General features: G+C 59.0%; 24 protein-coding genes. 3 read left to right on the top strand and 21 right to left on the bottom strand.

Annotated features, from left to right (window positions below; all coding sequences use genetic code 11):
* Nucleotides 1-5: 5 nt before the first annotated feature.
* Both RIB87_RS09275 and RIB87_RS09280 read left to right on the top strand, forming a co-directional pair.
* A complete protein-coding gene (locus tag RIB87_RS09275) occupies nucleotides 6-1220 on the top strand; it encodes a CaiB/BaiF CoA transferase family protein (RefSeq protein WP_350145835.1) in 1215 nt (404 codons plus the stop codon).
* Between the two features lie 24 nt (nucleotides 1221-1244).
* Nucleotides 1245-2285 (top strand): D-cysteine desulfhydrase family protein, encoded by a 1041-nt coding sequence (locus RIB87_RS09280; protein WP_350145838.1) that lies wholly within the window; start codon nucleotides 1245-1247, stop codon nucleotides 2283-2285.
* 7 nt (nucleotides 2286-2292) lie between these two features.
* On the opposite strand, the gene RIB87_RS09285 is transcribed toward RIB87_RS09280, so the two are convergent.
* Both RIB87_RS09285 and RIB87_RS09290 read right to left on the bottom strand, forming a co-directional pair.
* Nucleotides 2293-3102 (bottom strand): enoyl-CoA hydratase/isomerase family protein, encoded by an 810-nt coding sequence (locus RIB87_RS09285; RefSeq protein ID WP_350145840.1) that lies wholly within the window; start codon nucleotides 3100-3102, stop codon nucleotides 2293-2295.
* An 85-nt stretch (nucleotides 3103-3187) separates the two neighbouring features.
* The gene (locus tag RIB87_RS09290) at nucleotides 3188-4612 is read right to left on the bottom strand and encodes a hypothetical protein (protein WP_350145842.1); all 1425 of its coding nucleotides are present in this window, start codon (nucleotides 4610-4612) and stop codon (nucleotides 3188-3190) included.
* Between the two features lie 207 nt (nucleotides 4613-4819).
* Here RIB87_RS09290 and RIB87_RS09295 point away from each other — a divergent pair, with 207 nt between their 5' ends.
* Nucleotides 4820-6193, top strand: a complete 1374-nt coding sequence (locus RIB87_RS09295; protein ID WP_350145844.1) for a YihY/virulence factor BrkB family protein — start codon at nucleotides 4820-4822, stop codon at nucleotides 6191-6193.
* A gap of 76 nt (nucleotides 6194-6269) precedes the next feature.
* On the opposite strand, the gene RIB87_RS09300 is transcribed toward RIB87_RS09295, so the two are convergent.
* The 19 genes from RIB87_RS09300 to RIB87_RS09390 all read right to left on the bottom strand — a co-directional run bounded on the left by RIB87_RS09300 (nucleotide 6270) and on the right by RIB87_RS09390 (nucleotide 22306).
* Complete coding sequence (locus RIB87_RS09300; protein WP_350145846.1) at nucleotides 6270-6740, bottom strand: RT0821/Lpp0805 family surface protein; 471 nt, start codon at nucleotides 6738-6740, stop codon at nucleotides 6270-6272.
* Between the two features lie 204 nt (nucleotides 6741-6944).
* A complete protein-coding gene (locus RIB87_RS09305) occupies nucleotides 6945-8357 on the bottom strand; it encodes an ATP-binding protein (protein ID WP_350145848.1) in 1413 nt (470 codons plus the stop codon).
* A complete protein-coding gene (locus RIB87_RS09310) occupies nucleotides 8290-8961 on the bottom strand; it encodes a response regulator transcription factor (RefSeq protein ID WP_350145850.1) in 672 nt (223 codons plus the stop codon). Before RIB87_RS09310 ends, RIB87_RS09305 begins: the two co-directional genes overlap by 68 nt.
* A 20-nt stretch (nucleotides 8962-8981) precedes the next feature.
* Nucleotides 8982-9365 (bottom strand): PepSY domain-containing protein, encoded by a 384-nt coding sequence (locus tag RIB87_RS09315; RefSeq protein WP_350145852.1) that lies wholly within the window; start codon nucleotides 9363-9365, stop codon nucleotides 8982-8984.
* A 124-nt stretch (nucleotides 9366-9489) separates the two neighbouring features.
* Complete coding sequence (locus RIB87_RS09320) at nucleotides 9490-10161, bottom strand: nitroreductase (RefSeq protein WP_350145854.1); 672 nt, start codon at nucleotides 10159-10161, stop codon at nucleotides 9490-9492.
* 46 nt (nucleotides 10162-10207) lie between these two features.
* On the bottom strand, nucleotides 10208-11242 hold the full coding sequence (locus RIB87_RS09325; RefSeq protein WP_350145856.1) for an acyl-CoA dehydrogenase family protein: 1035 nt from the start codon (nucleotides 11240-11242) through the stop codon (nucleotides 10208-10210).
* Nucleotides 11243-11249: 7 nt separating this feature from the next.
* Nucleotides 11250-12401: an acyl-CoA dehydrogenase family protein gene (locus RIB87_RS09330; protein WP_350145858.1), complete on the bottom strand. Its 1152-nt coding sequence runs from the start codon at nucleotides 12399-12401 to the stop codon at nucleotides 11250-11252.
* A 71-nt stretch (nucleotides 12402-12472) separates the two neighbouring features.
* On the bottom strand, nucleotides 12473-13267 hold the full coding sequence (locus RIB87_RS09335; RefSeq protein ID WP_350145860.1) for an SDR family NAD(P)-dependent oxidoreductase: 795 nt from the start codon (nucleotides 13265-13267) through the stop codon (nucleotides 12473-12475).
* Nucleotides 13264-14064 carry an SDR family NAD(P)-dependent oxidoreductase gene (locus RIB87_RS09340; protein WP_350145862.1) on the bottom strand — a complete coding sequence of 267 codons (801 nt, stop codon included), beginning with the start codon at nucleotides 14062-14064 and terminating at the stop codon, nucleotides 13264-13266. Before RIB87_RS09340 ends, RIB87_RS09335 begins: the two co-directional genes overlap by 4 nt.
* Before the next feature lie 100 nt (nucleotides 14065-14164).
* Nucleotides 14165-14359 (bottom strand): hypothetical protein, encoded by a 195-nt coding sequence (locus tag RIB87_RS09345; RefSeq protein WP_350145864.1) that lies wholly within the window; start codon nucleotides 14357-14359, stop codon nucleotides 14165-14167.
* A gap of 159 nt (nucleotides 14360-14518) precedes the next feature.
* A complete protein-coding gene (locus tag RIB87_RS09350) occupies nucleotides 14519-14965 on the bottom strand; it encodes a hypothetical protein (protein WP_350145866.1) in 447 nt (148 codons plus the stop codon).
* A gap of 207 nt (nucleotides 14966-15172) precedes the next feature.
* Nucleotides 15173-15586 carry a 3TM-type holin gene (locus tag RIB87_RS09355; protein WP_350145868.1) on the bottom strand — a complete coding sequence of 138 codons (414 nt, stop codon included), beginning with the start codon at nucleotides 15584-15586 and terminating at the stop codon, nucleotides 15173-15175.
* A gap of 12 nt (nucleotides 15587-15598) precedes the next feature.
* The gene (locus RIB87_RS09360) at nucleotides 15599-16303 is read right to left on the bottom strand and encodes a DUF2793 domain-containing protein (RefSeq protein ID WP_350145870.1); all 705 of its coding nucleotides are present in this window, start codon (nucleotides 16301-16303) and stop codon (nucleotides 15599-15601) included.
* A complete protein-coding gene (locus tag RIB87_RS09365) occupies nucleotides 16296-17864 on the bottom strand; it encodes a phage tail protein (protein ID WP_350145873.1) in 1569 nt (522 codons plus the stop codon). Before RIB87_RS09365 ends, RIB87_RS09360 begins: the two co-directional genes overlap by 8 nt.
* 10 nt (nucleotides 17865-17874) lie before the next feature.
* Nucleotides 17875-19890, bottom strand: coding sequence for a baseplate multidomain protein megatron (locus RIB87_RS09370; protein ID WP_502943240.1), 2016 nt, complete (start codon nucleotides 19888-19890; stop codon nucleotides 17875-17877).
* The gene (locus RIB87_RS09375) at nucleotides 19791-20315 is read right to left on the bottom strand and encodes a hypothetical protein (protein ID WP_350145877.1); all 525 of its coding nucleotides are present in this window, start codon (nucleotides 20313-20315) and stop codon (nucleotides 19791-19793) included. Before RIB87_RS09375 ends, RIB87_RS09370 begins: the two co-directional genes overlap by 100 nt.
* Nucleotides 20316-20324: 9 nt before the next feature.
* The gene (locus RIB87_RS09380) at nucleotides 20325-20771 is read right to left on the bottom strand and encodes an NlpC/P60 family protein (RefSeq protein ID WP_350145879.1); all 447 of its coding nucleotides are present in this window, start codon (nucleotides 20769-20771) and stop codon (nucleotides 20325-20327) included.
* Between the two features lie 12 nt (nucleotides 20772-20783).
* On the bottom strand, nucleotides 20784-21671 hold the full coding sequence (locus RIB87_RS09385) for a phage/gene transfer agent baseplate hub protein (RefSeq protein WP_350145881.1): 888 nt from the start codon (nucleotides 21669-21671) through the stop codon (nucleotides 20784-20786).
* Nucleotides 21668-22306, bottom strand: coding sequence for a phage distal tail protein, Rcc01695 family (locus tag RIB87_RS09390; RefSeq protein WP_350145883.1), 639 nt, complete (start codon nucleotides 22304-22306; stop codon nucleotides 21668-21670). Before RIB87_RS09390 ends, RIB87_RS09385 begins: the two co-directional genes overlap by 4 nt.
* Nucleotides 22307-22310: the final 4 nt, after the last annotated feature.

A 22310-nucleotide genomic window follows, 5' to 3' on the forward strand; every position in this document is an offset into this window, starting at 1 on the left:
ATACCATGACAACTTCTAACTCCGGTCCGCTTGCAGGTGTTCGTGTGCTGGACTTCGGGCGGTATATCGCCGGGCCGTTTTGCGCCACGTTGCTGGGCGACATGGGTGCTGATGTTATTCGGGTTGAGCGCCGGGATGGCAGTGAGGATCGCTATGTGCAGCCAATCGTGCCCGGCGCGGCACCGGGCGAAGGCGGCGAAGGGTCAATGTTCTTGCAGATGAACCGCAACAAGAAATGCATCACGCTGGACCCGATGCATCCGCGCGGGCGCGAGGTTGTGGCCAAACTCGTGGCAAGCACTGACGTTGTTGTGGCCAATCTTCCACCGGCAACGCTCACCCGAATGGGCCTCGATCTCGCGTCACTTCGTCAGCACCGCGACGACATTATCCTCACGACTGTTTCAGGCTTCGGGCGCGGCGGGCCTGACAGCGAGAAGACGGGGTTTGACGGTGTATTTCAGGCGATGTGCGGCGCTGCTTACCTGTCGGGCAACGGCGAGGAGCCGGTCAAGAGCTATGCGGCGTGGGTCGATTTTGGCACTGCGTCCTTTGCTGCTCTTGGCACCATGGCAGCGCTTATGGACCGGGGTAAAACCGGACAAGGACAAATGGTGGAAGGTGCCCTCCTTGGAACCGCACTGACCTATTTCAACTTTCATCTCATCGAGCAAAAGCTACGCGGCACCAACCGCGTGGCGAGCGGCAATCGTAGTCAGTACGCCGGACCGGCCGACTCTGTGCGCACCAAAGATGGCTGGATTTTTGTTCAGGTCATCGGTGACCCGTTGTTCAAACGGTGGGCCAGACTCATGGGAGAAGATCACTGGCTTACGGACCCACGCTTTGCGGATGATCTGGCGCGCGGCGACAATGGCCGGTTGCTGAGCGAGCGCACCGCGCAATGGGCTGCCGACCGAACAACGCAGCAGGCACTGGCGGATCTCGCGGCCGCCCGCATTCCTGCGGGGCGTGTAATGAAACCGCAGGAAGTGCTGGAAGACGACCACATTGCCGCTGTCGGCTATCTGGAAGATGTTGCTTTTCCGGGTATGCCGGCAGATGCGCCGGTAGCAGGGTTTCCGGTTCGCATGTCACACAGCACTGTGGGCATTCGCACACGTCCGCCCCTGTTGGGTGAACACACCGACGAAGTGCTTGGCGGGCTTGGATACAGCGCGGCGCAAATTGCAGACCTGCGTACTGAAGGTGTCATTTAGCAAGCGTTCAGGAGCGCTACCCACATGACTGACCATTTTGACAGTATTGCGCGTGTGGATCTTGTCGGGTCGCCAACGCCCCTGCAGGAAATGCCGCGTTTGCGGGCGGCGCTGGAAACGACACGTGCGCCCTGCCCTCACCTTCTGGTCAAACGAGAAGACCTTGGGGCGACGGCGGGCGGCGGCAACAAAATCAGGAAGCTTGAGTACCTGCTTGCCGATGCGCAGGCGAAGGGCGCTGATACAGTTGTTACGGCTGGCGCGCTGCAATCAAATCATGTGCGGCAAACGGCGGGCAGCGCTGCGAAGCTGGGGATGGGGTGCGTCGGCGTGTTGTTTGAAACGGTGCCAAACCAGACGCCCGCCTACATGCGATCCGGCAATATCCTGCTGGATGGCTTGTTCGGTGCCGACCTGCGCGTCTTCCCCGCCACCGCTAACGGCCGGGAGGTGCTCGACAGTATTCTTACCGAGCTTACGCAAGCCGGACGCACGCCTTATGTGGTTCCGGTTGGTGGTTCCAATGCGCTTGGATGTCTTGGCTATGTGCGCGCGGCGCGGGAGATGCAGCAACAGGCATCTGACGCGGGCACGCGCATTGACCATATGGTTGTCGCCAATGGCTCGGCGGGCACCCATGCAGGACTGGTGGCAGGTACGCAGCTTTTTTTGTCGGATACGTCCGTGCACGGCATTGGTGTGCTCAACCCGGATGCCGACAAAGTACGCGAAACTGTAAGTGCGCTTGCAACCGACACAATGAGACTGGCAACGGATGCTGCACAGGCGCACGTCTCCACAGACCAGATCACACTGCACAACGGTTTTCTGGGTGAAGGTTATGGCCAGACCACACCGGAGATGGCGGCAGCCGTAAGGCTGGTGGCGCGCACGGAAGGTCTGTTGCTTGACCCCGTTTACAGCGGCAAGGCGATGGCAGGCTTGCTGGGACTTATTCAGTCAGGTGCATTTACCCGTAACGAAACCGTTGTGTTCATTGCAACAGGCGGATCGCCGGGGCTGTTTGCCTATGTGGATGCATTTACAGACCAGTACGCCGAGTAGCAGCAGCCTATAGCGGGCTGTGCGGATTGAACTTTGCGGGGCGTTTCTCCTTGCGTGCATTGAGAGACTCGCGTGGGTCGGGGCCGGTGAAACCCAGCATCTCCAGCGCCGTTGAAGCATCGAAGGCGGGACCGAACATGCGCAGCACGTTGTTGAGCGCATATTTAGTGAATCGCATGGCACTGGGGCTGCCTTCGGCAAGCTTCGTGGCAATGTCTATTGACGTGGCCTCAAGGTCTTCTTCAGCGACCAGCTTTGACACAAGGCCGATACGCTCTGCTTCGGTACCGTCAATCGGCTCACACAGCATCAGATAGTATTTGGCCTTGGCCATGCCGCAGAGCAGTGGCCAGATCAGGACGGAATGATCACCGGCAGCCACTCCAAGGCGCGTGTGCCCGTCAACGATCTTTGCACTGGGTGTGGCAATTGAGATGTCTGCAAGCAACGCGGCGGCAAGGCCTGCACCCACGCACGGGCCGGTAATGGCGGAGACAATGGGCTTGTTGCAGTTGGCGATGTTGTAAACGAGGTCACGCGCTTCTTTCCATAGACCTGTAAGGGCCGTGAAATCGTCCAGTACATCCTCTATCATCTGGAAATCGCCGCCGGCTGAGAACGCCCGCCCTCGTCCGCGCAGAATGACAGCATTCACACTGTCGTCGCGATCAATCTCGTTCCACACATAGGTCAGTTCACGGTGCCCGTCCGCGTTGAGCGCGTTCAGGCGCTCCTCGTTATCTATGGTAACGCGCAGCACCCGCTCATGCGGGCGATCGAATGTGAGCTGTGAGTATCCTTCATAGGCGATGGCCATGTGCGCTGCTTTCCCGATGATGCAAGGTCAGCGGGAGTGTAGCTGGATATTCACGGACTTAAAGGGCAACCAGGTGCGCGGTTACTCAGGCGATTGCTGAGTCTTTAGCAAGCATACCGCGCTTGCGAAGCAAGGCTGCTTCTTCGGGGTTGCGGAAAATCTCGACCAGGCTCGCAACAGCATCAAGATAGGTCTCTCCGCGTTCGCGGATGGCAGCATCGTCACTGCGCAACTCGTCAACGATGCCGCGTTCGAAGTCGTCAAGATACTTGTCGATTTCAGCGACGGCCGCGTTGAGTGCGCCGACAAATGACCCCGCCTGTGCGTACCGGCGTGCGCTTTCAAGGAAGCGGATTGTATTGACTGCACGCTCGACAGCCTGCGGGTCAATTTCGCGCGACAAGTCAGGGCGGCTTGGCCCCCCGCGCCCAAAACGGCCCGTTGACCGCATTGGCAGGGCCTTGACTACTTTAGTATGTGCTCTATCCATCCGTTCCCGGATTATTTCAGAGACCGCACCGCGCGCACTCATGAGGCGGGTTGCCCACGCGCCATCACGGCGAACACCAATCTCTTCGGTAATGCCGCGTGAAATCTGGGTAAAGAGTTTCAACTGTTCGGCCACCTCGTCAGGCGCCTCGGCAGGATCGACATTTTCCAGGCAATCAACAGCATCTTCCATGTCGAGGAGCAACAACTCTCCGACGATCGAAATGTCCGTGCGGCTGATAAGAACGTCTGTGTTTGTGTGCGCGACGCCCTTGACGATCCGGAACATCTGCCATGGCTGCTCGATATGGCGCATGGCAATCACGGCCGCGTAGGGGGCAGCATCGGGCTGGGCTTCGGCCAGTTCATCAAAAAGCTCGCGCACCTCGCGGGCCAGAGCAGGGGTAAGTTCTGAAACGTTCTTGGGCATTCCGCGCTTGAAGTCGCTCAGGCGAGGTGCCACTTCGAGCAGCAGCCCCATTTCGCGTGCATCGTCGAGCACTTCCTCGCCACCCAGACGCTCTATCAACAGGCGCTTGGTTTTGCTCCCTGGCTTTGCCTCGTCCAGGCCTTCGCGAATTGCTTGTGCACAGCTTGCGTGAAGCACTGCGATAGCGGCGTTGAGGCCGGCGGAATCCTTGGCGAGTGTGTGATCTACTATCCGCTGGGACACTTCTTCCAGCGTATCGGGGATGCGGTCCTGGGCCAGCCACTGCCAGACGGGCATGATGGATGTGCGTGCAACACGGCCACGATGTTTGGGGCCGGGGCGCTTGGTAACCAGCAGTTCCTCAAAAGGCCAACATAAGTGCCGCACGGGCGTAGGTGCCCCGCCGCGTTTTGACTTCGGGTCTTCTGCTTCGCGCATACGCGGACGCAACGCCTCAAGAATGAGGTCGTGGGGAAGCTTACCGCCCGCGAGTCTGTCCATCTCGATGGCGTCAATCAGCTTCTTTGTCTGGGCACTGGAGAGCTGCGTGAACACCTCTTTCAGTTGCCTGATGGTACGGCTTTCGGCCACGCCGAACTGATCCTTTATCTGGCCCTCACGAGGCCCTTTTCTGGTGTTAGCGCTTGTTCTGGCGGCATATATCCAGAATTGATACATAGGCATGCTTAACAATGGCTTTCCGAAAGCGCGTGTTAGGGTTTGCTTAACGAAGTGCACATGTGAGTTTGTTCACGCGGCACCCAGCGATATTCAACGCAGGCAAGGTATGATTGACCGATGAAGTTCAGTGATCCGATCAATGCAACGCGCGTCTTTGTATGGGACGCGCGGCTGGATGGTGCGCCAGTCTGGCAGCGCGTCGCGCAGCATGTGTTGCGTGTGGCCGGTGTTCTGATCCGCGATTTTTCGGTCGGCACGCTCAACCTGCACGCAATGAGCCTGGTTTACACAACCCTGCTTGCCCTTATCCCGGCACTCGCGATTGTGTTTTCAGTTCTCAAGGGCTTTGGCGTTGACCGGGAGCTGGAAGTTTTTCTGACGGAGTTTCTTGCACCTCTTGGCGACCAGGGCGTCGAGATCCGCACGACAGTTCTGGAGTTTGTGGCGCAGGTAAATATCGGCGTGCTGGGGTCTGTCGGTTTTGCAGTGCTGATTTATACCGGCGTGTCGCTGCTGCAAAAAGTTGAAGCCGCGTTCAATGAGATCTGGCAGGTGCGCCGCCTGCGGCCATTGGCGCGGCGTTTTTCAGACTTTGTGAGCGTATTGCTGGTCGGGCCAATTTTGCTCGTGGTTGCCATGGGGCTGATGGCAAGCGTGGCCGGCGCTGCTGCAATTGATGGCGTGGGCAGCGGTGCATTGCGCACAGTCATTTCAGAGATGTCACGGCTGGTGCCTTACGCAGCAGTGATTATAGCATTCACCATCATCTACATGATGATCCCCAATACTCGCGTGCGGCTGACAGCAGCCCTTACCGGCGCCGTAGTGGCGGGCATTGCATGGAACCTTGCTGGCTGGGCATTTGCTTCTTTTGTTGTAACCTCGGCGCGCTACGCCGTGATTTATTCAGCGTTCGCGTCGCTCGTTGTCTTCATGTTCTGGATGTATGTGGGCTGGCTGATTTTGCTGGCCGGGGCAGGCATCGCATTCTATCAGCAAAACCCTGCCTATCTCACACGCAGCGCAATCTACCGGCTTTCCATCGATGCACGCGAGCGTCTGGGTCTTGAGATCGGCATGCTCGTTGCCACAGCGTTTGAACGCGGCGATGCACCATGGACAGCCCAACGCCTTGCGCGCGCCATGCGCCTGCCGTTACCGCCGGTCGAGCGTGTGGTGGATTTTTTGCTGCAGGAAGGAATGCTGGTTGAAACCGGCGCTGAACTGCCGGGCCTGATGCCCGGCAAGCCGCTGGACAAGATCAGCCTGCATGAGTGGTTGAATGTTGTGCGGCAGGGGGCTGAAGGAAAGGCTGACCTTGCCTCAACATATGCCGATCAGGTTGTCGAGGATGCCGGAGCCGTCGCGCCGCTATTCGATCGGCTTACTGAAGCGCGTGCACAGACTCTCGCCGGAATGACGCTTCATTCTCTTGCTGAACAGCGCGCTGTTTCCACCGTTTCGGTTTCTTCACCTGGCGGCAAAACGTAAACGGGGAAGAGGTTGCCCCCTTCCCCGTTTGACTTGCCAATGCTGGTACGCGGTTCCTGACGCGCGCGTGGGTGCCCTAAATGGTGCGCCAGGTTCCATCCGGCATTCGGCAGGCCGTAGCAAAGTCGCGGTAGGGGCCCTGGGGGCCATAGAACGTGCTTTCAACCCGGCGGCATTCACGGCCGCCCTGATAATTTGCAGGTCCGGAATTGAACTGGCCGTGGTGGCCGGTCTGCGGGTTGCGCCAGTGGACAGGGCCCTGGCTGTAGAACGAGTCCGAGTAGGCGCGTTCGGCATACAGTGCGTCAGCGCGGTCAAGCGATTGACCCGCGCTGCCACCCACGGCTGCACCAAGCAGTGTGCCAACACCTGTAGCAATCAACTGGCCGGAGCCGGAGCCGAACTGCGACCCAAGCAGGCCACCGGCAACAGCGCCGACAACGCCGCCACCAACGGTCTTTGGCCCATAGCCATATCCGCCTGCCGTCTGGCACGCGCCCAGTGTAAGGGCGCCTGCTATCACAGCAGCAATTTTCAACATGCGCATCGTGTAAGCCTTCCCATCAATGTGGACCTTGTTCTTTGCAAGGCCAAATGCGTGACGGGCGGCGCGGACCCCAAAAACTGGGGGCATGAGGGGCAAGAGGAGGTAACCCGCGCCGTCCGATAAACACAAATTAATCAAATTGAGTTGAGGCGGGCCTGAACCACATATTCATTTGGCATTCAGGAAAAGGATCAGGTTTTGGGCTTATGCTGCCAAAGGCAGGATGAGTTCGGCCTTTACGCCGCCCATTTGCGAGGCGTGCAAAACAAAAGACCCGTCATAAAGAGCAGCAATATCTTCAACAATCGACAGGCCCAGACCGGAGCCGGGGACGGTCTCGTCCAGTCGCGCACCGCGTTTCAAAACCTGTTCGCGCTCCTGAACGGTCAGACCCGGCCCGTCATCCTCGACTATGACCACTAACTGGTTGTCGCGCGACGAGGCCTTGATCGAAATGCGCCGATCCGCCCACTTAAAAGCATTGTCGAGCAGATTTCCGAGAAGCTCTTCGAGATCCTGCCGTTCACCGCGAAAATCCATGCCCTCGGGACACACCACCGTTACATCGTATGTGCGGTCACGGTGAATGCGTTTGAGGGTGCGAACCAAGTCGTCCGCCACTGCGGCCACAGGCGCACGCGCACCCAGCACACTACCTGCCGCTGCCGCACGCGCGCGAATGAGATAGTGGTCAACCTGGCGGCGCATGAGGTCCGTCTGACGACGCACTGTTTCCGCCAAAGGTGGTGCTCCGGGCACCTCGCGGGCCGACGCTTCGTTGTTGAGAATGCTCAGCGGTGTCTTAAGCGCATGGGCAAGATTGCCTACGTGGGTGCGGGCGCGCTCGACAATCTGTGCGTTGTGATCGAGAAGCTTATTTACTTCTCCTGCAAGCGGAGCAATCTCGGTTGGAAAATCGCCGGTCAGGCGTTCTGCTCTGCCGGAGCGTATTTCAGCGAGGCCGGTTTCAACGCTGCGCAACGGTCTGAGGCCAAAGCGCACCTGAATTAACATCGCGCCAATGAGCCCAATCACCAATACGCCAACGGCAACGGCGATTGTTCCGTTGAATGTTTCCGTTTCGCGCTCAATCTCATCGATAGCACCCGCCACCATAAACGTGAACTCACGGCTGCCGCCGGGTAACGTGACGTCACGGGCAACCACGCGAAGTGTCTGGTTTTCAGGACCCTGCGTTTCGATCCGCCGAACACCGGGTCTATCGTCCCTTTCAGGAACAGCAATCTGCTGGTCCCAGATACTCCGCGACCGCAGCAACACTTCACCGGACTGTGCTTCGGAGATCTGCCAGTAAAGACCGGAAAAAGGGCGCTCAAAACGTGTCTGTGTGAAGCGTCGGCGCAGGACAAGGCGGCCATCGTCAGATATTTCTGCGTCTGCTATCAGTCCGCCAAGCAGCACATCCATGCGGGCGTCAAAGCTGCGTTCCACACTGTCGCGGAACGCCGCCGCCAGAAGCAGCCCGCCGCCGACAAGGATAACAAGGCTCCAGATTGCAGCGCCCGCCACAAGCCTGAAGGCAAGTGACTCAGGCCGCATCTTCCGGTTGAGCGAGGCAATAGCCGAGGCCCCTGACGGTTTGGATGATGTTGACACCAAGTTTCTTTCGGACCCGGCCTACAAAGACCTCGATTGTATTGGAATCACGATCAAAATCCTGATCGTAGAGATGCTCCACCAGCTCGGTGCGCGACACAACCCGGCCCTTGTGCATCATCAGGTAGGCGAGCAGGCGGTATTCAAGCGCTGTCAGTTTGATCGGGTTGCCATCAATAGAGACACGCGCTGCCCGCGTGTCCAGCCGCAACGGGCCACATTCAAGATCTGACGTGGCGTGGCCTGCAGCACGGCGCACGAGCGCGCGCAGTCGGGCCAGCACTTCTTCCACGTAAAACGGTTTGGCAACGTAGTCGTCGGCACCAGCATCAAAGCCGGCCACTTTATCGCTCCAACGGTCACGCGCCGTGAGAATAAGAACGGGCGTCTTTATGCCCGCCCGCCGCCAGCGCTCCAACACGGTAACACCGTCGAGGGCCGGCAGGCCCAGATCAAGAAGAATGGCGTCATAGGGCTCGGTTTCGCCCAGAAAGTGACCTTCCTCACCGTCGGCAGCGGCATCGACCGCGTAGCCCGCGTCGGTCAATACGCCGACAAGCTGGCGGGAAATATCAACATCATCTTCAACTACCAAAACACGCATGGGTTTTCCTCGTCTCCTGTTCAGCCGCGCACGCGGATCACGCGGCCGCTTCTGCCATCAACGAACACATACACAACCGAATCATCCGGGCGCAGCATCTCAAGGCGGTAAACGCCGCTGCGGTTGTTGAGGTCCACATCAAGAAGTGTTCCTCCGCCGATTTCGCGCCGGGCAATGCCCAGTACGGTTTCGAGCGGCAACACGTCACCATTTTGAACGTTGCGCCACGTACCGGACTCAAAACCCTCAGACGCGCGGAACTCGTCACGCGGCAAAAAGCCTGACCCCTGGGCGGCGGCCGGCACTGCCGTGTGCACCAAGATGACCACCGCAACGAGCAGGGCCACGCCAAAGGCCAGGCTGCGCGCTGCTGCGGTGCTGAGATATGTACTGTTCGTCCACATGGGGAGATTTCTAAGGTCTGATCCGTGAACCCGGCATGAACATGGACCACTGGTAGCTGTCAGACTAGGGGCAGAGCTGCATGGCACGGCCTCCACAAACAGCAGCGGCAGGTGCATGGGAGCGCTAAATCCCTTTGAAACTGGCGTATTCTTCCAGTGGTGCCCGGTCTGTCCGCAGCGAATTGATGGGCGCGTCTTCGTCGCGGTAGCCAAGGCCAAGGCCACAAAAAAGCATTTGCTCGTCAGGAATCCCAACGAACTCGCCAACGGTCTTGTACCAGATCGCCCACGCTTCCTGCGGGCAGGTATCAAGGCCATATTCACGGGCCAGCAACATGATTGACTGGATGAACATGCCCAGATCCGACCACTGGCCTTCCTGCATGGTGCGGTCAATTGAGAAAAACATCGCCACGGGCGCGCCGAAAAAGTCGAAGTTCTTGGCAAACTGGGTCAGGCGGCCCGCTTTGTCCTCCCGGGTTACACCGATTGACGCATACATGTCCTCACCGCACTTGAAGCGGCGGGCCTTGTAGGGCTCTTTGAGGGAGGGGGGATAGATTTGATACTCGGTACCCTCGCCAAAGGGATTGTCCGGCAGTTTCTCAGCGATGATTTTCTTGAAGTCTGCAAGCTCTTGACCGCCCACAACATAAACATGCCAGGGCTGGAGGTTGCCACCTGAAGGTGCCCGTTTCGCTGTCTCAAGAAGGCGCTCAATCGTTTCGCGCGGCACCGGCGTGTCTTTGAAGGCGCGGCATGTCAGGCGGGTATCGAGTGCTTCGGAAACTTTCATCGGGACGTCCTTGCTGGCTTATATCGGAATAAATATCGCCAACGTTCTAGCGCGCTGCGATTGTTGTCCAAAGCTCTTTTCCGCCGCCCTTTATGGCTTCCTTTCCAAGACGTTGCGCCCAATGGGCAGCGCCGCCAAACTCCGGTGCCCATGACCATAGCCTGCGGGTCCAAAAATGCAGACCATGCTCATAGGTAAAGCCAATGGCACCGTGGGTCTGATGAGCAATAGAGGCGCCAATCTGTGCAGCATCTGCTGCGCGCACCTTTGCCACTGCGATGTCAAAACCGGCTGTCCTTGGGTTTGCCTCGATTGCGCGGGCGGCGGCATCAACTGCAACACCAACGGAAGCCGCGTGTGACGCTAGTTCTGCAAGCTGATGCTGGACGGCCTGGAACTGTGAAATTGGACGACCAAACTGCACGCGGTCGCCGGCATATTGAACAGCCTGCAGCAAAACCGCCTGCAAAGCGCCGGCTATCCCCGCGGCGCGCACCACGGCACCAAATTGCAGGACGGTATCAGCGGGCAACTGCGCAATACCGTGCGAAACGGCAGGCGCATTATACGTAAGATCGGCGACAGGATCGCGGGCGATTGTCGTTACTTCGTTCGACGATTTGCCATCAACAAAAAGCGCGATACGTACACCATCCTTGTGCGGGCTGACGGCAACAACATGTTTGCACTGCGCTGCAAAAGGCACAGCCTGCAACGGGACTGTGCACACAACACTGTCACCGTCGGGCTGCAAATCAGACTGCGCAAATGTCAAAGGGCCTTCGGGCACATCAAGCCCTGCCTGGTCCAACAGCCAGGCGGCAACGATTGTTTCGGCAAGTGGCAATGGCACGGCGTGGGTTCCGCATGCCCTGAGCAACACCATGGCATCGGACCAGCCTGCTCCCGCACCACCGCGCGCTTCGCTCACCAGCACGTGGCCAAAACCGTTTTCCTCAACCGCCTGCCACAGCAGTTGCGGCCATTGACCTTCTTCAGCAGCTTCGCGGACAGGCTTTTGCAAATGGTCCGTGAACAGACGGTTTGCCGTGTCAGATAGCATGGTTTGGAGTTCGTTCATCGTGGCGCTACCTCAACCCAAGGCCGCGGGCGATGATGCCGCGGAGGATTTCCCGCGTGCCGCCGCGCAAGGAAAAAGAGGGGGCGTTTTGCACAAGGTAGGCCGCAGCTTCATCAATGCCGCCCGCGCCCAAATGAAACGGGCGTCCCAGCAGATCTGTTGCAAGGCCGGGAATGCGCTGCTCAAGCACAGCCCCCAGGTCTTTTACCACGGACGCTTCGAGCGCAGGATTCTGGCCCGCATCCAGCATACCGGCAACAGAGACTGACATCTGACGCAGGGTGGCAAGCTCTGCGACAGCGCGGCCAATCTCTATTTCATCGCGCGAGGAATGCTCGCTTTTGCCGTGCATTTCCTGCACGAGTTCGGCCATCAACGGATAACAGGACAGATAGCGTTCCGGGCCGGAGCGCTCGTAGGCCAGTTCTGCCGTAACCTGTTTCCATGCGCCGTGTGTTTCGCCGACACGCTGGGTGTCAGGCACCAGCACATCCTCAAAAACCACCTCATTAAAATGTGCGTTGCCGGACAAATCCCTGATCGGGCGAATGGTGATGCCCGGCGTGTCGAGATCAACCAGAAACTGGGTCAGGCCGCCATGGCGATTGCCCTCTTCGGTTGCTGTTCTGAACAGCGCAATCATCACGTGGGCGCGATGAGCACCCGAAGTCCACAGCTTGGTGCCGTTGATGACCCAGCCATCCCCAGTGCTTTCAGCCCGTGTCCGCACCGAGGCCAGGTCTGAGCCTGAGTCCGGTTCACTCATGCCGATGCAAAAAAAACTTTCACCTCGCGCGATACTGGGAAGATATTTTTGGCGTTGCTGCTCGGTGCCATAGTTCAACAGCAACGGACCGGACTGGCGGTCACCAATCCAGTGAGCGGCAACCGGCGCGCCCGCTGACAACATTTCTTCCAGCACCACGTAACGATCAAGAGCTGATCTTTCATGGCCGCCATACTGCTTGGGCCATGTCATGCCTATCCAGCCGCGCTCGCCAAGTTTGCGGCTGAAATCTGCGTCCCACCCCATCCACGTCTCAGCGCGTTTGCGCGCGGGGAAGCCGTCAAGTTCAGACGCGAGAAAAGCGCGCACGTCGCTTCGCAACGCCAGCGCGGTGTCGGGCAGATCACAAGGGTCAAAGCGAAATGTCTGCATGGGTAAGCCGTATAAGATGAGCGAAACGAAGGACCGCGGGACATTGGCCCAACCACATCCCGGGATGCAAGTTAGAGCGCAAGGCCGGAGGCGCCACCATCCACACGCAAATTGATGCCCGATATGTGGCCAGCAGGATCGCTTGCCAGAAAAACAACCGCCGCTGCAACTTCCTCACGGGTGGACATGCGGCCTGAGGGGTTGCCACCGCCCATTTCATCCATGGCGCGTTTCTCGATCTCGGCCCAGTCGTCGCCCCACCCCTTTCGGTGCGCCCGCGCACGAAAATGCGCCTCTACTTCGGCGGTTCGAATAAGACCGGGACTCACCAGATTGACAGTAATGCCATACGGCCCCAACTCGCGCGCAAGACTGGCTGACGCAGCGGAAAGAGCGGCCTTGGCGGCATAATAATGCGGGGTGCGGGCGGGTGGCTGGACGGTGCCCAATGTGCCCAGATTGACCACTCTGCCCCAGCCGGATTTTTTCATGCTGTCGGCAGCACTGGTCGATAGCCTGACCATCGACAGCACGTTGCGCTCGTAGTCTGAATGCCAGTCTGCTGTTTTGGTGCTGCTCCAACGGCCTGGCGCGACACCGCCCCAGTTGTTGACCAGAATATCGACAGCGCACTCTTTGCCAAGCGCAGCCTGCGCCCCGGCGTCTGTTGTCAGGTCACCGGCTGCAGCAATCGCCTCGTGTCCATCGGCCCTGAGTGTTGCCACGGTTTCGTCGGCGTCGCCCACATCGGGGCCATGCACAAACACCCGCGCGCCTTCACGTGCCAGGTGATGCGCTATGATGGCTCCGGTGCCACGATGGGCGCCGGAGACGAAGGCTGTTTTGCCAGCTATGCCGAGGTTCATCGCGCGGTAAGGCCACCATCAACAACGACTTCGGCGCCGGTCATGAAGGCTGCATCTTCGCTGGCGAGAAACACAACGGCATTTGCAACGTCTGAAGGCACGCCAAGCCTGCCAAGTGGGTGAAGCATTGTCACCATCTCGGTTGCTTCATTGTCGGATACGCCAAGGTTTGTTGAAAACTGGCTAACAAGATCGCGGCCCATATTCGTGTCGATAACCGCCGGGTGCACCGAGTTTGCACGCACTTTGGTTTCGCCCTCAGCACCTTCGAGGGCCACTGATTTGGTTAACAGGCGCACCGCTCCCTTGGAGGCGTGATAAGCCGTACCGCCGGCGGCTCCAATGAGCCCGGCAACAGATGACAGGTTGATGATTGAGCCACCACCGCGCCACTTGCCGGCCCGCTCGCGCAACAGCGGCAGCGCAGCCTGACAGCCAAGGAAAACGCCATCAACATTGATCGCCATCATCATGCGCCAGTCTTCCAGACTGATGTCGGCGATGGGTCGGTTAAAATAGATGCCGGCATTATTGACGAGCACATCAAGGCCGCCAAAGCGGCTTTGGGCTTCTGCCACCACGGCCTGCCACTCGTCGGGGGAGGTAACATCGTGGTGCATGTAATGGGCGGTGCCGCCTGCATCCACGATTGCGTCTGCGGTGGCACGGCCCTGATCGTCGAGGATGTCCGTTAGCAAAACTGTCGCGCCAGCCTGCGCCAGCCGCTTTGCCGTTTCAGCACCCAGCCCCCGTGCAGCGCCGGTTACCAACGCTATTTTTCCATCACAGCGGTTCATCCGCGTTTCCTCCCGATTTATTTTCGGGCGGATGGTGGGGGGTGCCGGGGCTGCGGTCAACAGGCCATCAACACGTTTTAGGAATATCAAAAAAGGGGGGTTAGTCGCTGCCCGCAAGTGATGCTGCGGACACAATGGCCCGCGGCGTATCGTGGGGCACGCTGTATGTCACACCGACATGCAGCCCGGCGGCAAAGGCCACACCGGTAATGGATGCCAGCATCAACCCGGCCATCACAGTGGACGCACTGGGACCGCGACGCTTGGGCGGGAAAAACATCATTCGCTTGGACATTGGGCACATTCCACACTCAGACCCGAAACATGCGGGCCTTTACTTCAGACACTTCACTCCCGACACAGGAACCCATGACAAAGAATATTGAAGTATCTGCAGTATGCAGATGGTGCCTTAAGAAAACGCAAAGCCAAGTGTCGAAACACAATGCAATTTCTAGCGTTGGACTTGTTCGGCCGACACATAAAAAATGAGGTCACCAATAAGCGCTGTTGCAATGGCCTGCTGTGACCAGGGTGGTGCCTCATCGTGGCGGTGGCACAGGGTAGCACCGCATGTGGGGTCAGCCTCCTCCCCCGCTGCGACGCGGCACACACTTGCAATGGCACGCAGGTGCGCGCGGGACAGAGTCTTGCTGTGCGCTGACAGATTTTTGCGCGTGCTGCCACACGCACCAGCCAGACTGCCGTCGCCGTAGCTTGGATGTTCGGACCCAAGTGTATGCTTGTGAGCAAGGGCTGCTTTTCGACGGTTGTGGAGCATCTGTGCAATGGCAACAAAAGCAAGCGCGGGGCCACAGCCTGCCATTTGAACCGCAAGAGAACTCGCAGCAAGGATTTCACACATCGTCGGTGCTTCAAGATGGGAGGGGGCAGACGACACCACTAAAACCGCTTCCTTTTTGTTGCTCGAACCCGGTAGTGGCAGTGACCGCCCATCCGTTCTAGGATTTTAATCCTATATGAACCTTTGCTGCCGCATCAACACCAATCTGATTTCAACAGCATGAAAAATGCACTGTGAGATTGCTGGGCGGTTTTGTATGGGGCGGTCAGCTGCCCGGTCGGACGGTATTCGCACGGCAATACCTCAGTGCGGCCCGCCGCTGCTGCCGCGCCAATGCTGCATGGTCTTTTCGGCGGAGCGTCCCATCACATATCCGCCGACGCCGACAGTCAGCAGGTTCCACATCGGCGCTGGCAGGTCGAGCGTCACGGAAACGCCAAACAAAAGCTGGGCATAAGGAGCCAGCAAATAGTTGTTCACCAAAATAGCGGTGATCGACAACATCAGTATCGGTCGCCACTGGGCCGTCAGCGGATGCTCGCTTTGTGCCTCAGCCTTGATGATGGCGCCGGCAGCGCGCGTCAGCTCGGTATCGTTTGAGAGCGCCGCCATCTGAAGCTCATGCTTGAGCTTTGCGGCCATCTCTTTGTCGGGAACCGCTTTGTCGATGATGCTGGCGACAGGGCCACCGAGAAACGACAGAAGTGCAGACAGCATATTTCAATGCTCCTAGATAAAGTCGGGAATACGCAACTCAATGACGTGCGCCGCTACGCGCACGGCCCCGGCAGTGAACGGACCGCCTGTTGCCGTAAAACGGATTGTCGTGTCGGCCGCATAGGGCGTGGGCGTCATGGCCGCGTTAAGCTGTGCATTGAGTGCTGGCCCGATGCCGGTTCCAAAGCGTTGCACATCGCCTGCAATACCCACATCAAATGCGGTCGCACCGGTTATTTCCTGCGACACCAGGCACGTGACGCCCATGAGAATGGACTGTTGTGGAATAACGAGCGCAGTATCCGAGGCTGATGCTGTGGCAAGCGTGTGTTCTTCAGAAATGACCCTGGCAACCATGCCCGCGCCAAAGGCATCCATAATCTCAGGTTCGCGCCATTGGCTATTCGCGTAAGTGAGCGTTCGACCTTCGGCTGCCACAAAAGCGCGCCATCCATCGCGCGGGGTGTGGAAAACCCACACGCCATCCTGAAAGGCTGCAAGTTTGTTGTCTTGCCCGGCCCATGCCCCTGTTGCGCCTTGGGGCACAATATATCGCGTGCCATCAGCAGGAGATGCGGGCGGTGCGGCTGACATGCGGTCGGCTACTGATAGCTGCACCAGCAGGTCTAACGCCTGCAGGGATTCATTCAGCGTGACGTGTTTTTGCGCCTGAGCTGCCTCAAGCATGGGCAATTGCAGATTGGTGGTCTCAGACATAAAGGGTGATCCTTCGTGGTGTGCCGCGGCCAAAGCTCGCGCTGATCTGGAAGACGTCGATGGTGAGAGAAGCGGGCATTGCCCCGAAGTCTGCTATCTGGTCCGCCTGCGGATAAACTGCGGTTGGCGTTACCGACGACAATGTGCGCACGGCGAGCCCGCCGTTGATCACATCGAGTTCATAGCGCTCTTCATCTTCGCCCAGCGGCACATCAAGCTGCTCCCATGCGTCACCGTTGATGCGCGTGCGCCGCTTCCACGTAACCTGCACATCGCCATTTGCGCTGCGGGTCGCGCGCACATGGGCGGGGCTGAGGGGGCGCAGGCCGACACCTGCAAACGAAGATTGCTGCGTGGTATATGAAGGCGAGGACATGTCGAGAGGGGAAGGTCCGTAGCGCCAGTTGAAAGGAAAACCACGCTCGCCAGCCGATAGCCCTACCTGGCGCAAGGCACCTGTCAGCAATACAAAACGGCTGCCCGCAGAAAGTGGGTTGGCGATTTGCATTTCAGTGCCCGCCTGCCCGCGCAGCATCAATGAGACGTCATATGTATCTGGTGCGACCAGTTCTGCCGTCTGGAACTGAATGACCTCAAAGCCCTGCGCCTGTGTGCCGACGGCGGCGACATTGGCGCCGCCAAGCACAGCAAGCGCACTGGCGCTTTCAAGTTCACCGTTAAACATCCGTACCCGGACCTTATTACCCCGATCCCACCTGTTGGAGGGGCCAGGATACAGATCCCATTCAGTTTCACCCATGACCGCGGGCGCAGACACGGCGCTATCCAGCACAAACCCATCATCACCAGCAGACCGATAGACAGAGACGCTGCCGGGCCAGGGAGACGCGAGCGCTGCCATTTGCGGGGCATGGGGTGCTTCGTCACCACACAGCAAAGGCAGATCAAGAAACACAAGATCAATCGCTCCGAATACCGGAGGAGTAACAGGCAGGGTGTCGCGGGAAGGTGCTGCCAATGCACCGAATATGCCCGGCTCCGTCGCAACCGCGTCAGCGTCACGCGACAGACCATCGGCGAGACGAAGCAGGCGCACGGTATAGGCCCGCCCGTTGGCATCAATGCGAATGACATCGCCGGGATCAAGCGCAAGCTGGGATGGCGGCAAAGAAAAGCGTGCCTGCTCACGGGCAACCCAGGCATCCTGCAGACCGGTTTCGGCAATACGCACGGCGTCTTCGTGACGCAGCACCAGTGGCAGGGCTGTTCCCGTCACGCGATCCGACCGCGATACATGACGGCGCGCATCAATGGCCGCCTGCCTGTAGTCGGCATTTGCTTCTATGTAGGTCAGCTTGCTTGTGGTTGGCAGATCAGTTTCCTGCGCCCGCGTAATTTCCACGGACGAAGCAGCGCTGCCCTGTGGCACTGCCATGTGGCTGTCATCGACAAGGGCGCTTACCTGCGCGCCGCGATGGGCAAACCGAATAACGCCCTCACTCTCGACAGCCTCAAAAAAATAGGCCTGCATGAGAGGGCCAAGAGCTGCCCGCACATCCATGGCGCGGTCAATCACAAAGCCTTCGACAATGCCGGACAAGCCGCTGACATCATAAAGCTGTAAATCCCTGTTCGATCATCAGTTGTGCGACCAGACGGCCCAGCGGCACAGCGCCCAGGCGACCAGTCAGCCAATGACCAAGCCGCCAGTTCGCGCCGTCTGACCACAGGCGGGCGTTTTGAGGAAAAGCGGGATAAGGCCGTGCGTCCCAGGTCCATACATGCATGGCGTCGGGATCAACCATGCGCCCGGCATATACAGGAGAGACGGGATTGTTCGCGTCCGCAAACCCTTCCGTACCTGGCGTCCAATGCGCATGGTGGGCCAGCAGATATTGCCGCTGAATGACATCATCGCGCTGCCCTCGTGAGAAATGCGGCAGCTTGCTTTCTGCTGACTTCGGGTCGAAAAAAACATTTGGCTGGTTGGTGCCACGGTCCACAGCGGGGCAACCGATTTCAGTAAACCAGATGGGTTTTGAGGCTGGCTGCCATGCCGTGGCACTGCTGCTCTCAACACCCGCAACACGGTTGACGTGCGCATTTGACCACCAGTTGACCAGATCCTTGTAGCGAAACACCCATGGCTTGCCTGCAGCACCATCGGTGATCGGAGAGCGGGTTTGTGTGTGCCGGTCCGCGTCGCTTGCGTAAAACCAGTCATATCCCTCAGCGCCCGCGATGTTGCCTTTGAGGTACTCAAGGTCATGAATTGCAGGAGCGCCTGCCAACGCATCCGCATGGGACTGGCCATTGCGCCAGTCTGACAGGGGCATGTAGTTGTCAATGCCAACGGCATCTATGTTGGGTGAGGCCCACAAAGGGTCCAGATGAAACGTCACGTCACCGGATCCGTCCTGCGGGTGGTGGCCAAAATACTCTGACCAATCGGCGGCGTAGGTAATGTCCGTGGTGCTGCCCAGAACGGTGCGTACGTCTGCGGCAAGCTGCACAAGGGCGGAGACTGCGGGGTATCCAAGATTATCCCGCGACCATGTAAGACCACGCAACTCCGTACCGATGAGAAAAGCTGAAACACCGCCTGCCGCCTTGCACAAATGTGCGTAGTGCAGCACCTGTCGCCGGTAGGACCATTCCTCAGGGCCGGTGTAGGTCACGGTTGTTCCGGACACCTGAAAGTCTGCTACGGTCGCGGTTCCGAAAAAAGCATCAATCTGAGTTGTCGCGGCAGACGTTTTATCCGGCGAACCGCTGACACCGGGTGCCGGCGACACAGTGATGCGGCCGCGCCACGGATAGGCGGACTGGCCCTGAATGCCCGTGTACGGATCAACCAGCGTGTTGCCCGGCACGATGTCCATCATGATGAACGGAAAAAACGTGACGGCGATACCACGCGCGGCAAGGTCTGTGAGGGCTGACACAACGCTTGCATCGGACGGCGTGCCGCCAAAGGCCGGGCGATTCTCAACCGTGCTGACGGGCAATGCGGTTGCGCGGGTTAACCCAGCGACGGCCCATGATGACGGTGTGGTGAGTGTGTCGGCACGCTCGGTTTTGGGACGTACAGTGCATGAGCCTGCCTGCAGATCATCCCCGAACCACGTTACTACCAGACCAGCACGCGCAAGGTTGGGGCAGGTGTCCTGAAGCTGGTCGATTGCGACCTGCCAATCCGTGCCGCCCAATGCATTGTTGGTGTTAACGGGTTGTGAGCCACCGCCGGGAAATGTCTTGGTGATGGGGCCGGGGTCATAGCCAAACTCGGTAGCACCGGGAATGATGGTAACGGCCTTGATCTTTGCCTCAACATCGTTAAGCGCGCGAAACACCTCCACCTGAAGCTGCGGCAGGCGGTTGCCGAACGGGGCCAGGGCCATGCGTTCGAACACAACATACGCAAGCCCGCGAAAGCCAGGTACACGGCCTGCGCCCTCCACCGCTTCCAGCAGCGGGTCGGCGACCTGTGTTTCGCTTCCGGTATGCACCCGGTAGGTGATACCGCTCAGGTTAAGCAGCTTGCCGTCGGCCCAGATACGGCCGATGCGGGTAATCGGGCCTTCGCAGAGGCCAAGCGCGAAATTGGCAAAGTAGCGATATTCAATTGTGGTTGTGCGGGTGGTGGTTGTGCTGGTTCCGCCCCTCCCCCACCACCGCCCTTGCCGCCTCCGCCGCCGGACGCTGTGGCTGTTGCCTCGTGAACGGTTTCCACAACCTGTTCTTCAAAGTCGGTTGCCCAGATGAGTTGACCGGACAGTCGCACCCGGCCATAGGCGCGGGGAATAGCTGCGCCTTCGCTTGATGCCATGACCTGAAGGTCTGACATGCGCGGGCCTTCGCGGCTTGATTGGAGCAGCGTGTGTTGACCGGCGGGCGCAAAAAGCTGCTGGTCAATGAGCGAGCCAAGACCTGAGCCAATGGCTCCGCCGATCGCAGCACCTGAAAGTGACGCGCCCAGAAACGAGATGCCTGATGGCAGCAGCGCACTGCCCGCCGCAGCCCCGGCAGTTGAAAGCAGAAGAGATGCCATGACGGCCCGCTATGAAATGTGAGTGTGAGGTGGCCAGCGAAAGGCGAATGCAAGGCGTGCGTGCCACCAGCGGCCAAGGCTCGTCCGGCAGACTTCACGGCCGGCATACGCGTGAATCATTGTGTCGCCGGCGGCCAGAATGCCCGCGTGCTTGGCAGGGGCTGTTGGTGTCATGCGAAACAGCAGCACGTCGCCCGGCGCAGCATCACCAAGCGGGACCGGCTGCAGATGACGCGCGGCGGCATCGTGCAGGGTTTCGGTTCGTGTTGCCTCCGCCCAATCCGCTGTATAGGCGGGCGGGACTTCGGGTTCACTGCCATACAGTTCGCGATAGATGCCACGGATGAGACCAAGGCAATCCGTGCCTGCCCCTTTGCGGCTGGCCTGATGATGATAGGGCGTGCCGAGCCATGAGGTGGCAATCGCCAGCACCCGGGCGGCGTTGGGTGGTGTCATGGGCGTATGTCCTTACTGCAGCGAACCGCCGGTGTGGCCGTCGCCGCGGCGTGGATAACTTGTGACGAAGTCGTTGCCAGGCATCAGCGGGGAGCCGCGAAAATTGACGCCATTGGCAAAACGTGCGCGACAAGTTGTGAAGGTCTTGTCGCAGCCCGCCGTCACCACAAACGCATCGCCTACGTTCATGCTCTGGGGCGGACTCTGCCAAAGCTCGATTGTGGCATTTGTTGCACTGCGAATGTGGCCACGCACCTCAAGGGGAATGTCTGTATTACTGCCGGAAGAAAAGATCAGCAGGCCGCGGGCGAACCAGTCGCTGGTGAACGCGTCAAGGCCGGTTACATCAACCGTGCGACCATCGATGACAGCGGCAACTGTGCCGGTACCGCGAAAGGATGAGCCGGAGAGATCGACGCCGCAGCGGGCGTCCCCCAACACCGCATCACAGGTGAACTGATAGATACGGCCCGTGGGCTGGTTCAGCTTATGTGCCAGGCCGCGTATTTCAGCACGGAACGCTGAACGTCCGCGCGATACCTCCCCCAGATTTCCCTTACGCATCAACACGCGCTGTTGAGGGTCAGCCCAGTTCACGCGCCAGATCTCGACATCGGCATCGTCAAACAAGCCGGCTGCCAAATCGGCTTCCGACAATCTGTCTGACGACAATGCGCCGACCACATCAAGATTATCAACGGCCAGCCCGGACGAGCTTTCTATGGCGCTGGCGCTCATGCCCGCTACGGCTTCGAACACCACACCGCCAAACATGATGTCTGCATCGTGGTCCGTGAAGCCAAAGGCTGTGTCGTCGTTGCGGGTCAGCTTCCAGCAATGGCACAGGGTTGTGGTGCCCCCATCAAGGTGGGCCTGAAACTCAGGTGACAGAGATTTCACAGCCGCACCTCGACGATTGGAATGGAAGGAATGTCACCCGCCACAAAGTCACTGATGCGAATATCCAGATAGTCCGTGTCGAAGCGAACGGGAACGTCAAATTCAAAACCGGCCGTCACTGTTTCGCCCTCGGCAGGAATGCTCAGGAATGCAAATGTGATCTGGCCGGTTGCAGCATCGACCGTGAACTCAGAGCCCTGCGTTTTTTCGTTCCCCTCCACTGCGACATGCACAGATGTGACGACAGGTTTAAGAATCGTGCGCACGTAAGTCTCGCCGCCGCTGAGATAGGTTTTTGATAGCTGGAACGTATCGGTGACGCCGTCTCCCTGCCCCAGCCTCTGATCCGTGGCGCTTGTCTGCTGTTGCGGCGCGCAGGACTTGAAGTCGCTGTGATCCTTGAAGCGGAAGCCATGCAGGCGGCCCTTGCGGGCTTCAAAGAACGCAATCGCCTCGTGCAGATCATCGCGGGACCGCACACCGAAGCCTGCGTTGAACCGACGGCGTGATTGCGACCAGGGTGTGTTGCGTTCCTCGTGGCCGCTGGCGAGCTCGACAATTTCCGTGCGGCGTTCAGGGCCACCGGACGACCCAAACGCAATGGCTGTGGGAAACCGGACTTCGTGAAAGGCCATGTTC

It is taken from the genome of Pyruvatibacter sp. (genome assembly GCF_040219635.1).
In the GTDB taxonomy this organism is placed as follows: Bacteria; Pseudomonadota; Alphaproteobacteria; order CGMCC-115125; family CGMCC-115125; genus Pyruvatibacter.

Coding starts and splice junctions, on each gene's coding strand:
- RIB87_RS09360 (WP_350145870.1), bottom strand. CDS start 16,303: ATGTCTGAGACCACCAATCTGCAATTGCCCATGCTTGAGGCAGCTCAG.
- RIB87_RS09320 (WP_350145854.1), bottom strand. CDS start 10,161: ATGAAAGTTTCCGAAGCACTCGATACCCGCCTGACATGCCGCGCCTTC.
- RIB87_RS09285 (WP_350145840.1), bottom strand. CDS start 3,102: ATGGCCATCGCCTATGAAGGATACTCACAGCTCACATTCGATCGCCCG.
- RIB87_RS09330 (WP_350145858.1), bottom strand. CDS start 12,401: ATGCAGACATTTCGCTTTGACCCTTGTGATCTGCCCGACACCGCGCTG.
- RIB87_RS09335 (WP_350145860.1), bottom strand. CDS start 13,267: ATGAACCTCGGCATAGCTGGCAAAACAGCCTTCGTCTCCGGCGCCCAT.
- RIB87_RS09295 (WP_350145844.1), top strand. CDS start 4,820: ATGAAGTTCAGTGATCCGATCAATGCAACGCGCGTCTTTGTATGGGAC.
- RIB87_RS09325 (WP_350145856.1), bottom strand. CDS start 11,242: ATGAACGAACTCCAAACCATGCTATCTGACACGGCAAACCGTCTGTTC.
- RIB87_RS09355 (WP_350145868.1), bottom strand. CDS start 15,586: ATGCTGTCTGCACTTCTGTCGTTTCTCGGTGGCCCTGTCGCCAGCATC.
- RIB87_RS09280 (WP_350145838.1), top strand. CDS start 1,245: ATGACTGACCATTTTGACAGTATTGCGCGTGTGGATCTTGTCGGGTCG.
- RIB87_RS09315 (WP_350145852.1), bottom strand. CDS start 9,365: ATGTGGACGAACAGTACATATCTCAGCACCGCAGCAGCGCGCAGCCTG.
- RIB87_RS09390 (WP_350145883.1), bottom strand. CDS start 22,306: ATGGCCTTTCACGAAGTCCGGTTTCCCACAGCCATTGCGTTTGGGTCG.
- RIB87_RS09300 (WP_350145846.1), bottom strand. CDS start 6,740: ATGCGCATGTTGAAAATTGCTGCTGTGATAGCAGGCGCCCTTACACTG.
- RIB87_RS09340 (WP_350145862.1), bottom strand. CDS start 14,064: ATGAACCGCTGTGATGGAAAAATAGCGTTGGTAACCGGCGCTGCACGG.
- RIB87_RS09345 (WP_350145864.1), bottom strand. CDS start 14,359: ATGTCCAAGCGAATGATGTTTTTCCCGCCCAAGCGTCGCGGTCCCAGT.
- RIB87_RS09275 (WP_350145835.1), top strand. CDS start 6: ATGACAACTTCTAACTCCGGTCCGCTTGCAGGTGTTCGTGTGCTGGAC.
- RIB87_RS09375 (WP_350145877.1), bottom strand. CDS start 20,315: ATGGCATCTCTTCTGCTTTCAACTGCCGGGGCTGCGGCGGGCAGTGCG.
- RIB87_RS09380 (WP_350145879.1), bottom strand. CDS start 20,771: ATGACACCACCCAACGCCGCCCGGGTGCTGGCGATTGCCACCTCATGG.
- RIB87_RS09310 (WP_350145850.1), bottom strand. CDS start 8,961: ATGCGTGTTTTGGTAGTTGAAGATGATGTTGATATTTCCCGCCAGCTT.